This window comes from Acidovorax sp., from assembly GCF_046339755.1.
Lineage (GTDB): Bacteria > Pseudomonadota > Gammaproteobacteria > Burkholderiales > Burkholderiaceae_C > Acidovorax.
The window spans coordinates 1-12,269 of sequence record NZ_JBKDTZ010000274.1; the positions used below are offsets into that span (position 1 = coordinate 1).

Here is a 12,269-nt window from a genome sequence, read left to right on the forward strand (position 1 = left end):
CCAGCGCCGAGGCCCACCGCAAGTTCTACGACGAGTACAACGCCGTGCTCGACATGGACGCCGACTACTACCTGGAAACCATCGAGACCGTGTTCCAGGAGTACAAGCTGGTGAACGGCACCTGGGACGTGCGCTCGCCCGAGGGCAAGGTCGAGCGCGTGCGCCCGCAGGACATCACGACCACCGCCCTGTTCACGGTGGAGGGTGAGCTGGACGACATCTCCGGCTCGGGCCAGACCGAAGCCGCACACGACCTGTGCACCGGCATCGTGCGCAAGGAGCAGCGCCACCTGGAAGCCAAGGGCGCCGGGCACTACGGCATCTTCAGCGGCCGGCGCTGGCGCGAGATCGTGTACCCCGAAGTGCGCAAGTTCATCCTCTCGCACGAGGTGCCGCAGAAAAAGGCGCCCCGCCCTGCCGCCGTGACCGAGATGCCCGACGACAACCCGCCCGCACCGCCGCGCAAGGCAGCCGCCACCAAGGCCGTGGCGAAGAAGGTGCCGGCCAAGGCAGCCGTCAAGGCTGCGGCCCCTGCCACCGGTGCTGCAGCAGCCCCGGAACCCGAGGCGCCGGTGGCCAAGGCCGCAGTCACTGCAGCTCCCGCATCGCGTACCCGCCGCACCACGGCGGCACGCAAGGCTTGAACCCGCAGCCGGACGCCCACACCCCCATCCCTTCACCACCTGCAGGGCCGGCTGCGCATGCGCTGGCGGCCCGCCTGGACGCAGCCCTGCCGCAGACGCAGTGCACCCGCTGCGGCTATCCGGACTGTGCGGCCTACGCGCAGGCCATCGCTTTCGAGGCGGCTCCCATCAACCAGTGCCCGCCTGGCGGAGCCGAGGGGGTCGCCCGGCTCGCGGCGATCACCGGGCGGCCGGTGCTGCCACTGAGCGTGGAGCACGGCCTGGAGGCGCCCCGCGCCCTGGCGGTGATCGACGAGAACTGGTGCATCGGCTGCACGCTGTGCATCAAGGCCTGCCCGACGGATGCCATCCTGGGCGCCAACAAGCGCATGCACACCGTGATCGAGGCGCATTGCACCGGCTGCGAGTTGTGCATTCCCGTCTGCCCGGTGGACTGCATCAGCCTGGAAACCGTGACCGGCCAGGCCACTGGCTGGGCCGCGTGGAGCCCGGTGCTGGCCGGCCATGCACGCGCACGCTATGCGGCCCACAAGCTGCGGGTGGCATCGGGCACGGCCGAAGAGCCGCAGGACGATGAGGCCACTGCGGCCCCCTCCGGTGCCACCGCCCCGGCACCCGCAAGCGACGCAGCGGCAGCCCAGGCCCGCAAGGCAGCCATTGCCGCGGCCATGGCCCGCGCCCGGGAGCAGCGCGCGCAGCGCTGAGCGCCGCGGATATCAGCGTGCCGCCAGGGCCTTGTACACGCCGCAGCCCAGGTACAGGTCGCCCACCCGCTCCACGAAGGACATCTTGGTCTGCACCGCGCCGGTGGCCGGGTTGGTGATGTCGTACTCCACCCAGCCCGGTCCTACGTCCGCCTGGGCCGCAATTTCCGCCATCAACCGGTCTCCGTCGATGCCGGGAATGTCCTGCACCCGGGTGCCGACCTTGGCCGGATTGCCGCCGAAGGCCCGGTAGGTGCCCCCGGCATCGAGCACGAAGACATACATGTCGCGGTCGTTGAAGGGCTGGCTCTTGTCGGTGACGCGCGCCAGGAACTGGTCCCGTGATGTGCCCTTGTAGAGGGCCGCGGCACGCTTGACCAAGACCACCGCCTCTTCGGCCGTGCCCTGCTGCAGGCGAAACGCCGACACTGCGCGCGATAGGGTGGAGGCCCGGCTCTCCAGCGCCTCGGCCTGGCCCACGGCCTGGCTGACCATCTGCGCGTTGCGCTGGGTGATCTGATCGAGCTGCTGCACGGCGCTGCTGATCTCGCGCAGGCCCGTGCTCTGCTCGGCGCTGGAGCTCGATATCTCCGACATGCTGGCGGCCACGCTGCGCATGCCGCCCGCCATCTCGGTGATGCCATCGCCGGCGGTGCGGATCAGGCCGGCGCTGGACTCCACCTGCGTGACCGAGTCGTTGATCAGCTCGCGGATCTCGCGCGCAGCGGTGGCCGAGCGCTGGGCCAGCGTGCGCACCTCGGAGGCCACCACGGCGAAGCCGCGGCCCTGCTCGCCTGCGCGGGCCGCCTCCACCGCCGCGTTGAGCGCCAGGATGTTGGTCTGGAAGGCGATGGCGTCGATGGTGCCGATGATCTCCGTCATGCGGCGCGCGCCCTGCTGGATGGCCTGCACCGATTGCACGGCACGGCCCATGGCCTCGGCCCCGGTATCCGCGGCCTGGCGCATCTGGCCGGCGCGCTGGTCGGCGCCCTGCGCCGTCTGGGCATTGTTCTGCACGGTGGACGAGAGCTGCTCCACACTGGCGGCGGTTTCCTCCAGGTTGGCGGCCTGCTGCTCGGTGCGGTCGGCCAGTTCGCGGTTGCCCTGGGCCAGGCTCTGGCCGGCGTGGGCCACCAGCGCGGCGTTGCTGCGGATGTCGGCCACCATGGAAGAAAGCCGGAGCACCATGGCGTCCAGCGCCTTGGCCATCTGCGCCATCTCATCGGTGCCGACTGTGCTGGCATGCACGCACAGGTCGCCGTCGGTGATGCGCGCCATGGCGCCGGACAGGGACGCCATGTCGCCCACCAGGCTCAGGTACAGCGCCAAAAGCGCGTACAGCACCAACACGCCCCCCGCCAGGTCCACCCACCAGGGCGCGCCCAGCAGCGCCGCTGCCAACGTGCAGGCGATGAGCACCGCCAGTGTGGCCAGCTTGGCCGGAAGATGCAGCCGCCGCATCCACCACAGGCCCGGCCGCATGGGAACAAATCCTGCCATGTTGTCTCCGATATCGTTGTGACCCCTGCCAGGGCACGCTCCGGGGGTTCGCAACCATACTAGGCACGCGCCTTACGCGGGATTGACAAGCTGCGCCACCCCAGGGTTTGCGATAGGAGGCTCCCGGACTTGTGCCGGAGCGCACATCGGGAGCGCACCAAGCCCGCCGCCTGCGGTCCGGCGGGCACGGCATCGCCCATAATGATGGCCCATGAACCCCCTGCTCTCCCACCTGCAGCCCTACCCGTTCGAGCGGCTGCGAAAGCTCTTCGCCGGGGTCACGCCTCCGGCCCAGTATTCCCCCATCAGCCTGGGAATGGGGGAGCCGCGCCATCCTACTCCGCAGTTCATCAAGGATGCACTCAGTAACAACCTCGGCGGCCTGGCCAGCTACCCGGCCACGGCCGGCGAGCCGCGCCTGCGCGAGGCCTTCACCGCCTGGCTGCACAAGCGCTATGCGCTGAGCCTGGACCCTGCCACCCAGGTCCTGCCCATCAACGGTTCGCGCGAGGCCTTGTTTGCCTTTGCCCAGACCATCGTCGACCCGACGAAGCCTGATCCGGTGGTGGTCTGCCCCAACCCGTTCTACCAGATCTACGAAGGCGCGGCCTTGCTCTCGGGCGCCACGCCCTACTACGCACCCAGCGACCCGGCACGCAATTTCGCGGTGGACTGGGACAGCGTGCCGACCGAGGTCTGGAAGCGCACGCAACTGCTTTTCGTCTGCTCGCCGGGCAATCCCACGGGTGCGGTGATGCCGCTCGCCGAGTGGCAGAAGCTGTTTGCCCTGAGCGACCGGCACGGCTTCATCATCGCCTCGGACGAGTGCTATAGCGAGATCTATTTCCGCGACGAGCCGCCGCTGAGCGGCCTGCAGGCGGCCATCCAGGCCGGCCGCAAGGATTTCGAGAACCTGATCTCCTTCACCAGCCTGTCCAAACGCAGCAACGTGCCCGGCCTGCGCAGCGGCTTCGTGGCCGGCAATGCCGAGCTGATCAAGGCCTTCTTGCTGTACCGCACCTACCATGGCAGCGCCATGAGCCCCGTGGTGCAGGCGGCCAGCATCGCCGCCTGGGGCGATGAGCAGCATGTGACCGAGAACCGGGCCTTGTACCGCAGGAAGTTCGCCCAGGTCACGCCGCTGCTGGCCGGCGTGATGGAGGTGGCCCTGCCCGACGCCGGTTTCTACCTCTGGGCCAAGGTGCCAGACGCCCTGCAAATGACCGACGCCGAGTTCGCCCGCGAGCTTCTGGCTCAATACAATGTCACCGTGCTGCCGGGCAGCTACCTGGCCCGCGAGGCCGGGGGCTTCAACCCCGGCGCCCAGCGCGTGCGCATGGCGCTGGTGGCCGAGGCCGAGGAATGCGCCGAAGCAGCCATGCGCATCGTCCAATTCATCCAATCCCGTACTGCTTGAACTCCATGACCCAACAACTCCAGAACATCATCGACGCCGCCTGGGAAAACCGCGCCAGCATTTCGCCCGCAGCCGCCCCCAAGGAAGTGGCCGACGCCGTCGAGCACGTGATCGCCGAACTCAACAACGGCACCCTGCGCGTGGCCACGCGCGAGGCTGTGGGCCAATGGACCGTGCACCAGTGGATCAAGAAGGCCGTGCTGCTGTCGTTCCGCCTGAAAGACAACGAGCTGGTCAAGTCCGGCGACCTGGGCTTCTATGACAAGGTTCCCACCAAGTTCGCCCACCTGTCGGCCGACGAGATGAAGGCCACCGGCGTGCGCGTGGTGCCGCCAGCCGTGGCCCGCCGCGGCAGCTTCATCGCCAAGGGCGCGATCCTGATGCCTTCGTACGTCAACATCGGCGCCTATGTGGGCGAAGGCACCATGGTCGACACCTGGGCCACCGTGGGTTCGTGCGCGCAGATCGGCGCCAACGTGCACCTGTCCGGCGGCGTGGGCATCGGTGGCGTGCTGGAGCCGCTGCAGGCCGGCCCCACCATCATCGAAGACAACTGCTTCATCGGCGCGCGCTCCGAAGTGGTCGAAGGCGTGGTGATCGAAGAGCACTCCGTGCTGGGCATGGGCGTGTCCATCGGCCAGAGCACCCCCATTTTCAACCGCGCCACGGGCGAGATCAGCTACGGCCGCGTGCCCACGGGCTCGGTGGTGGTGAGCGGCAACCTGCCCAAGACGGCCGCCAACGGCGCGCCGTACAGCATGTATGCTGCCATCATCGTCAAGCAGGTGGACGCGCAGACCCGCTCCAAGACCAGCATCAACGACCTGCTGCGCGACTGACCCACGTCCCGCAGCCACCGAGAAGCACGCATGCGCACGCGGCCGGCGCCGGCCCACCAACGAACGAGAGGGGAAACACCATGAGCACGATGGAGCGGATTCTTCGCCTGATGAGCGAAAAGAAGGCATCGGACGTCTATCTGTCGGCCAATGCCCCGGCGCTGATCAAGATCAACGGCGAATGCGTGCCGATCAACAACCAGATCCTGCCGCCGGATGCCCCGCGCAACCTGCTGTCCGAGATCGTCCCGCCCGACCGTATCGAGGAGTTGGAGGAAACCGGTGAGCTCAACATGGGCGTGCCGCTCTCGGGCGTGGGGCGCTTTCGTATCAGCGCCATGCGCCAGCGCGGCAGCTATGCGGTGGTGATCCGCTTCATCTCGCAGCAGATTCCGGAAATCGCCACTCTGGGGCTGCCCGAGGTGATGAAGGAACTGATCATGGAAAAGCGCGGCCTGATCCTGATGGTGGGTGCCACGGGCTCGGGCAAGAGCACCTCGCTCGCGTCCATGATCGACAGCCGCAACGAGGTGCTCACCGGCCACATCCTCACCATCGAGGACCCGGTGGAATACCAGTTCCGCAACAAGAAATCCATTGTCAACCAGCGCGAGATCGGCAGCGACACCCAGTCGCTGCAGACGGCGCTCAAGAACGCGCTGCGCCAGGCACCCGACGTGATCCTGATCGGCGAAATCCGCGACCGCGAGACCATGTCCGCGGCCATCGCCTATGCGCAGTCGGGCCACCTGTGCCTGGCCACGCTGCACGGCAACAACAGCTACCACGCGCTCAACCGCATCCTGTCCTTCTACCCTGTGGAAGTGCGCCCGACCATGCTGGGCGACCTGGCCTCGGCCCTCAAGGCCGTGATCTCCCAGCGCCTGGTGCGCACCATGGACGGAGGCCGCCTGCCGGCGGTGGAGGTCATGCTCAACACCAAGCTGGTGTCCGACCTCATTGAAAAGGGCGACTTCGGTGGTGTGAAGGAAGCCATGGAAAAGTCCATGGCCGAAGGTTCGCAGACCTTCGAGGAAGACCTGGCGCGCATGATCATCGACAAGCGCATCGACAAGAAGGAAGGCCTGGCCTTCGCCGATTCGCCCACCAACCTGATGTGGCGCCTGCAGAACGACTTCTCGCTGGCTGCCAACGCCGCCAAGGCGCAGAAGGAATCGCGCGATGCGCCCGATGACACGCCGTCCTTCACAGAGATCGTGCTCGACGTCAAACCCGCCGCCTGAGCCCGGCGCGCGCACCGCGCGCTCCCTGTCCTTTTTATCCTTGTCTCTTTTTCTGCGATGTCCCGTACCCTGCACTTGGCCGAACAGCTGATCTCCCTGCCCTCCATCACCCCCGACGATGCGGGTTGCCTGGAGGTGCTGGCGGCACGGCTCGCTCCCCTGGGCTTTGTGTGCGAGCGCATCGACAGCGGCCCCGACAACTTCCGCGTGAGCAACCTCTGGGCGCGGCGCCCGGGTGCCGGTGCTGCGGCCAAGACCCTGGTGTTCGCGGGCCACACCGACGTGGTGCCCACCGGCCCGCTGGAACAATGGACCAGCAACCCCTTCGTGCCCACGCACCGCGATGGCAAGCTCTTTGGCCGCGGCGCCAGCGACATGAAGACCTCGATCGCGGCTTTCGTGGTGGCCGTGGAAGACTTCCTGGCCGCCACGCCCGATCCCGCGGTCACCCTGGCCCTCTTGCTCACCAGCGATGAGGAAGGCCCCTCGGTCGATGGCACCAAGGTCGTGGTCGAGCAGCTCAGTGCGCGAGGCGAGCGCCTGGACTACTGCATCGTGGGCGAGCCCACGTCGGTGGAGCGCACCGGCGACATGATCAAGAACGGCCGGCGTGGCACGCTCTCGGGCAAGCTCTCGGTGCGCGGCATCCAGGGCCACATCGCCTACCCGCAACTGGCGCGCAACCCCATCCACCAGGCCCTGCCGGCGCTGGCCGAACTGGCCGCGACCGAGTGGGACAAGGGCAACGCCTTCTTCCCGCCCACCAGCTGGCAGGTGAGCAACGTGCATGGCGGCACGGGTGCCACCAACATCATCCCCGGTGAGGTGGTGTGGGACTTCAACTTCCGCTTCTCGACCGAGTCCACGGCCGAGGGCCTCCAAAAGCGCGTGCATGCCGTGCTCGACGCCCACGGCCTTGATTACGAGCTGCGCTGGACCCTGGGCGGCCAGCCTTTCCTGACCACCCCGGGCGAACTGGTCACCGCCGTGCAGCAGGCCATCCTGGCCGAAACCGGCATCACCACCGAACTGTCCACCACGGGCGGCACCAGCGATGGCCGCTTCATCGCCCAGGTCTGCCCCCAGGTGATCGAGCTGGGCCCGCCCAACGCGAGCATCCACAAGATCGACGAACACATCGTGGTGGCCGACATCGAGCCGCTGACCCACATCTACCGCCGCACGCTGGAAAACCTGCACGCCCAGGCGGTGGCCGCATGAGCGCGGTGCTGACGGGCGGCACCGTGGGTGCCGTGGTGCAGTCTGCAGCCGCCGTCCTCGACTCGGCTGGCCTGTCCTTCGGGCATGGGACTGCCAATGCGCACGATGAAGCCGCGTGGCTGGTGCTGTGGCGCCTGGGGTTGCCGCTTTCCAGCGACCTGTCGGACGCCCCCGACGCGGTGGGCGCCCAGGGCGTGACAGCCGAGCAGCTGGCGCAGGTGCAGGCCTTGCTGCAGGAGCGCATCGCCACCCGCAAGCCCGCTGCCTACCTCACGCACGAAGCCTGGCTGCAGGGCGTCTCCTTCTATGTGGATGAACGCGCCATCGTGCCGCGCAGCTTCATCGCCGAGCTGCTGGCCGACGGCAGTGTGGACGAGTTCCTGAGCGACCAGACGCACCGCGTGCTGGACCTGTGCACCGGCAACGGCAGCCTGGCCGTGCTGGCCGCCATGGCATGGCCCGAGATCAGCGTGACCGGCGCCGACATCTCGGCCGATGCCCTGGAGGTGGCGCGCATCAATGTGGACCGCCATGGCTTGCAGGACCGGGTCACGCTGCAGCTGTCGGACGGCTTGTCGGCCTTGCCCGGCCCCTGGGACCTGATCCTGTGCAACCCGCCCTACGTCAATGCCGGCAGCATGGCGCAGTTGCCAGCCGAGTACCGGGCCGAGCCCGAGCTGGCGCTGGCCGGCGGCGCAGACGGCATGGACTTCGTGCGCCAACTGCTCAAGGATGCCCCTTCGCGCATGAGCGAGAACGCCGTGCTGCTGCTGGAGATCGGCAACGAGCGCGCGCACTTCGAAGCGGCCTTCCCGAACCTGCCGGTCTATTGGATCGATACCAGCGCCGGTGAAGACCAGGTGCTGCTCGTCACGCGGGAGGCGCTGGTCCAGCCATGAACAGCATCACCCCTCCCCTGGCCCTTTCGGCCCCAATGGCCCTGTCGGTATCCCCGGCGCCCACCCGCGTTGCCGTGGTCATTCCCTGCTACAAGGTCACCGCCCACGTGCTGGGCGTCATCGAGCGCATCGGCCCCGAGGTGCAGGGCATCTTTGCCGTGGACGACAAGTGCCCGGTGAACTCCGGCGCCTTCATCCAGCAGAACTGCACCGACCCGCGCGTGCAGGTGGTCTTCAACCCCGAGAACCTGGGCGTGGGTGGTGCGGTGATGCACGGCTACCGCCGCGCCATCGAGGCCGGCTACGACATCATCGTCAAGGTCGATGGCGACGGCCAGATGGACCCGCGGCTCTTGCCCGGCTTCATCGCCCCCATCCTGAGCGGCGAGGCCGACTACACCACGGGCAACCGCTTCTTCGACCTCGAAGAGATCCACCAGATGCCGCGCATGCGCATCTTCGGCAATGCCGCCCTGTCCTTCCTGACCAAGATCTCCTCGGGCTACTGGCAGGTGTTCGACCCGACCAACGGCTACACCGCCATCCACGCGCGCGTGGCCAGCTACCTGCCGTTCGACAAGATCAGCCGCCGCTATTTCTTCGAGACGGACATGCTGTTCCGCCTGAACACCCTGCGTGCGGTGGTGGTGGACGTGCCCATGAACGCCCATTACGCGGATGAGGAAAGCAACCTCAAGATCAGCAAGATCCTGCCCGAGTTCACGGTCAAGCACCTGCGCAACTTCACGAAGCGCATCTTCTACAACTACTACCTGCGCGACATGTCGCTGGCCTCCATCGAGCTGCCCCTGGGGCTGCTGATGGTGTTGTTCGGCACGGCCTTCGGCGTGCTGCACTGGGTCAACTCCAGCGTCCACCAGGCCTACTCCTCGGCCGGCACGGTGATGCTGGCGGCCCTGCCCATCATCGCCGGGCTGCAGCTGCTGCTGGCCTTCATCGGGCACGACATCGCTTCGGTGCCGCAGCGGCCACTGCACAAGGTGCTGCACAGGAAGATCGAACTCGGCAGCAAGACGGCTGAGGCATGAGCGCTTCCGTCCAGCCCATCGCCGGGCGCCTTGCGGCGCGCGGCCCGGCGGCTCGTTTCGACCTGCGCGGCCCGCGCACGGGGGGCCTTCCCATGCTGGTGGGGGCGTTCCTGCTCGCGCTGCTGGTGGCATGGGGCCTGATGCGGCTCGTGCCCGCCTTCCAGTCGCCTGACGAGAATGTGCACCTGCTGCGCGCCGACATGATCGCCCACGGCCAGTGGACGCTGCGCAAGGACGAGCCGGACGAGGTCGGCAACCAGGGCGGCTACGTGGACCGCAACTTCATGGCCTTCACCTCGCGCATGCGCGCCATCTCCGGCACGGAGCGCGACTACACGGCATCGGCCAGCGCCCTCATGGACCAGGCTTCCGCGGAGCGCTGGGCGCACAAGGACCTGTTCGTCAACGCCGTGGGCACGGGCTATTACGCGCCCTTGATCTACCTGCCCCATGCGCTGGGCCTGCGCACCGCGCGCGCGCTCGACCTGTCGATGCGCGCCAGCTACGAGCTCACGCGCTTGCTGGTAGCGGCCACCGCGCTGGCCATGATCGCCTGGGCCTGGCGCGTGTTCACGCCCAATCTGCTGGTGCGCGCGCTGGTGCTCATGCCCATGGCCGTGTTCCAGATCATCTCGCCCACCATCGACGGCCTGAGCATCGCCGCGGCGCTGCTGCTGGCTGCGCTGTTCTCGGCGCGCTGCATGGCCCCGCGGGAGCAGGCGAACCCGCTGCAGGAGTACGCCCTCTACGCCTGCACCTTGCTGCTCGTGACGTCCCGCGTCAACCTCGCCCCGCTGCTGCTGCTGCCCCTGTGGCTGCTGGTGCGCCGGTTCTCGGCCGCGCACCTGCTGGCCTGGATCGCGCTGTGCATGGCCTGCGCCGGCTGGACCCTGTACGGCATCGCCACCACGGCGGACGCCCGCCTGGTGCGCAACCACGCCACCATCGAGATCCTGGCGATCTACCTGCAGGATCCGCTCGGATTTGCCCGCCTGATCCTCGACACACTGCTTGACAGCGATACCGGCTACTTCTACGCCTACTCCTTCGTCGGCATGATGGGCTGGCTCGACGCCGCCGTCACCAAGGATGCGATGAAGGCCATCTGGTGCGCCCTGGCAATGGCGCTGGCGATGACCATCTGGTCCACGCGCTACCTGCGGCGTGATGCTGCCGCGCGCGGGCTGCTGCTGATCGTGGGGCTGGCCAGTTCGGCCATGGTCTTCCTCGCGCTGGCCATCAGCTGGAACGATTACCCGGTCGCCATCATCAGCGGCATCCAGGGCCGGTACTTCATCGTGCCCGCCCTGCTGGCCGCCACCGCACTGGGGCCCATGGGCCAGCCGGCTTCGCCGACCCAGCGCACCGTGGCCCACGTGCTCACGGCCGCCCTGGCCCTGGGCTCGCTCTATATCCTGGCCACGACCCTGTCCGAGCGGTACGCGCTGCGGCTCCTTTAACATCCCCGGGCCTGGCCCGCTCCTTCACCCGAAATTCCGATCCATGTACGTCTATTTCCTGACCATCCTTTGCGTGCTGGGCATTGCCATCGGCCAGATCCTGTTCAAGGTCAGCGCCAACTCCATGAACAAGACCGGCAGCTTCTTCGCCCTCGAGACCCTGGCCGTGTTCTTTGCCACCATGGTGCTGTACGGCATCACCTCCATCGGCTGGGTACTGATCCTGCGCAAGGCCGAGCTGGGCAAGGTCTACCCCTTCATGGCGCTGGCCTTCATCGTCGTGCCGCTGGCCAGCCGTTTCTTCTTCGGCGAACGCTTCGCACCGGGCTATTTCGTCGGCACGGCCCTGATCATGTCGGGCATCGTGGTCACGGTGGCAGCGTCCCGATGAGTGCATGGCGCGCCTGCAAAGTGCCAGGGGCCAGCGCATGGCTGCTTGCCGCCTGGGCCATGGTCCTGGCCCTGGCACTTCTGTGGCCGGCAGGCACGCAGGCGCAGCAGCCCTTGCCGCCAGGCGTCTACGGCTTCGTCGACACGGTGGAGTACGACGCCGCCACAAGCATGGTGCGCATCACCGGCTGGTGCTACGACTCCCGGAACCAGCGCCTGCCCAAGGACTTCGTGGTGCGCATCGGCGACGCCGAGAAACGCATCGCCATTCCCGAGCGCAAGACCCGCTCCAGCGTCGGGGTCTATTTCCAGGACGGAGACCGCATCGCGCTGGAATTTGCGCTGGAGCTGCGATACCCGCGCTACCTGGAGGGTGGCGAGCAGCCGGTTTCGGTGATTGCCCGGTTCGACGACGGCGCCCGCTTCAACGTCCAGGCTTCCTCGGCGGCGGCCGGCAAGATCAGCGGGCCAGGTACCCCGCCGCGGCACTGGGTGATCGCCGCCGCAGTGGCCGGCGCCATTGCGCTGCTGCTGCTTCCCGGCTCCGGGCGCGTGCAGGCGCGCCTGGGCACCTGGGTCGGCGGCCATCGCCGGGTGGTGGCAGGCGGCATCGTGGGCATCTTCCTGGTGCTGGTGGGCATAGGCGCCACGGGTTCGTCGCTGGAACTGCTGCTGGGCCGCACGGACCAGGGCCCGCACCCCTTCCTGTCGCAGGACAGCGCCATGACCCATGTGGCAGGCCAGCCGCGCAGCGTGCGCTCCGACGACTGGATGGTGATCACCGCCAGCGCGCTGGCGCAGGCCAACCATGTGCCGCCCTTTCCGGTCGTCAACCGCAACCTGGGCCTGGATGGCCAGAACATGATGGTCATCGGCATGACAGGCGTGCCCGTGATGCATGT

Annotated in this window: 10 protein-coding genes and 2 pseudogenes; 11 read left to right on the top strand and 1 reads right to left on the bottom strand. The window is 67.8% G+C overall.

What is annotated here, in order from left to right:
- Both ACK59X_RS23575 and ACK59X_RS23580 read left to right on the top strand, forming a co-directional pair.
- Nucleotides 1–644 (top strand): annotated as a pseudogene (locus tag ACK59X_RS23575) (polyhydroxyalkanoate depolymerase); the annotation flags it as partial.
- Nucleotides 645–670: 26 nt separating this feature from the next.
- The gene (locus tag ACK59X_RS23580) at nt 671–1,348 is read left to right on the top strand and encodes an RnfABCDGE type electron transport complex subunit B (RefSeq protein ID WP_409960816.1); all 678 of its coding nucleotides are present in this window, start codon (nt 671–673) and stop codon (nt 1,346–1,348) included.
- A 12-nt stretch (nt 1,349–1,360) separates the two neighbouring features.
- Here the strand turns inward: ACK59X_RS23580 and ACK59X_RS23585 are convergent, their stop codons facing one another.
- Entirely contained in the window at nt 1,361–2,848 is a 1,488-nt protein-coding gene (locus tag ACK59X_RS23585) for a methyl-accepting chemotaxis protein (RefSeq protein WP_409960807.1), read from the bottom strand.
- Between the two features lie 211 nt (nt 2,849–3,059).
- Between ACK59X_RS23585 and dapC the strand changes: the two genes are divergently transcribed.
- The 9 genes and pseudogenes from dapC to ACK59X_RS23630 form a co-directional block, all read left to right on the top strand.
- Nucleotides 3,060–4,265, top strand: coding sequence for a succinyldiaminopimelate transaminase (dapC, locus tag ACK59X_RS23590; protein ID WP_409960808.1), 1,206 nt, complete (start codon nt 3,060–3,062; stop codon nt 4,263–4,265).
- Nucleotides 4,266–4,270: 5 nt separating this feature from the next.
- The gene (dapD, locus tag ACK59X_RS23595; protein WP_409960809.1) at nt 4,271–5,104 is read left to right on the top strand and encodes a 2,3,4,5-tetrahydropyridine-2,6-dicarboxylate N-succinyltransferase; all 834 of its coding nucleotides are present in this window, start codon (nt 4,271–4,273) and stop codon (nt 5,102–5,104) included.
- 80 nt (nt 5,105–5,184) lie between these two features.
- The gene (locus ACK59X_RS23600) at nt 5,185–6,348 is read left to right on the top strand and encodes a PilT/PilU family type 4a pilus ATPase (RefSeq protein ID WP_409960810.1); all 1,164 of its coding nucleotides are present in this window, start codon (nt 5,185–5,187) and stop codon (nt 6,346–6,348) included.
- 57 nt (nt 6,349–6,405) lie between these two features.
- The gene (gene dapE, locus ACK59X_RS23605) at nt 6,406–7,569 is read left to right on the top strand and encodes a succinyl-diaminopimelate desuccinylase (RefSeq protein ID WP_409960811.1); all 1,164 of its coding nucleotides are present in this window, start codon (nt 6,406–6,408) and stop codon (nt 7,567–7,569) included.
- Nucleotides 7,566–8,468 carry a 50S ribosomal protein L3 N(5)-glutamine methyltransferase gene (gene prmB, locus ACK59X_RS23610; RefSeq protein WP_409960812.1) on the top strand — a complete coding sequence of 301 codons (903 nt, stop codon included), beginning with the start codon at nt 7,566–7,568 and terminating at the stop codon, nt 8,466–8,468. Before dapE ends, prmB begins: the two co-directional genes overlap by 4 nt.
- Entirely contained in the window at nt 8,465–9,517 is a 1,053-nt protein-coding gene (locus tag ACK59X_RS23615; RefSeq protein WP_409960813.1) for a glycosyltransferase family 2 protein, read from the top strand. Before prmB ends, ACK59X_RS23615 begins: the two co-directional genes overlap by 4 nt.
- Nucleotides 9,514–10,977, top strand: a complete 1,464-nt coding sequence (locus ACK59X_RS23620; RefSeq protein WP_409960814.1) for a DUF2142 domain-containing protein — start codon at nt 9,514–9,516, stop codon at nt 10,975–10,977. Before ACK59X_RS23615 ends, ACK59X_RS23620 begins: the two co-directional genes overlap by 4 nt.
- A 43-nt stretch (nt 10,978–11,020) precedes the next feature.
- A complete protein-coding gene (locus ACK59X_RS23625; RefSeq protein ID WP_409960815.1) occupies nt 11,021–11,368 on the top strand; it encodes a 4-amino-4-deoxy-L-arabinose-phospho-UDP flippase in 348 nt (115 codons plus the stop codon).
- 59 nt (nt 11,369–11,427) lie between these two features.
- Nucleotides 11,428–12,269, top strand: a pseudogene (locus ACK59X_RS23630) (hypothetical protein); the annotation flags it as partial.

What these genes read in the sequence shown, in the direction of transcription:
- ACK59X_RS23585 (WP_409960807.1), bottom strand. Translation starts at nt 2,848, where the DNA reads ATGGCAGGATTTGTTCCCATGCGGCCGGGCCTGTGGTGGATGCGGCGG.
- dapC (WP_409960808.1), top strand. Translation starts at nt 3,060, where the DNA reads ATGAACCCCCTGCTCTCCCACCTGCAGCCCTACCCGTTCGAGCGGCTG.
- dapD (WP_409960809.1), top strand. Translation starts at nt 4,271, where the DNA reads ATGACCCAACAACTCCAGAACATCATCGACGCCGCCTGGGAAAACCGC.
- ACK59X_RS23600 (WP_409960810.1), top strand. Translation starts at nt 5,185, where the DNA reads ATGAGCACGATGGAGCGGATTCTTCGCCTGATGAGCGAAAAGAAGGCA.
- dapE (WP_409960811.1), top strand. Translation starts at nt 6,406, where the DNA reads ATGTCCCGTACCCTGCACTTGGCCGAACAGCTGATCTCCCTGCCCTCC.
- prmB (WP_409960812.1), top strand. Translation starts at nt 7,566, where the DNA reads ATGAGCGCGGTGCTGACGGGCGGCACCGTGGGTGCCGTGGTGCAGTCT.
- ACK59X_RS23615 (WP_409960813.1), top strand. Translation starts at nt 8,465, where the DNA reads ATGAACAGCATCACCCCTCCCCTGGCCCTTTCGGCCCCAATGGCCCTG.
- ACK59X_RS23620 (WP_409960814.1), top strand. Translation starts at nt 9,514, where the DNA reads ATGAGCGCTTCCGTCCAGCCCATCGCCGGGCGCCTTGCGGCGCGCGGC.
- ACK59X_RS23625 (WP_409960815.1), top strand. Translation starts at nt 11,021, where the DNA reads ATGTACGTCTATTTCCTGACCATCCTTTGCGTGCTGGGCATTGCCATC.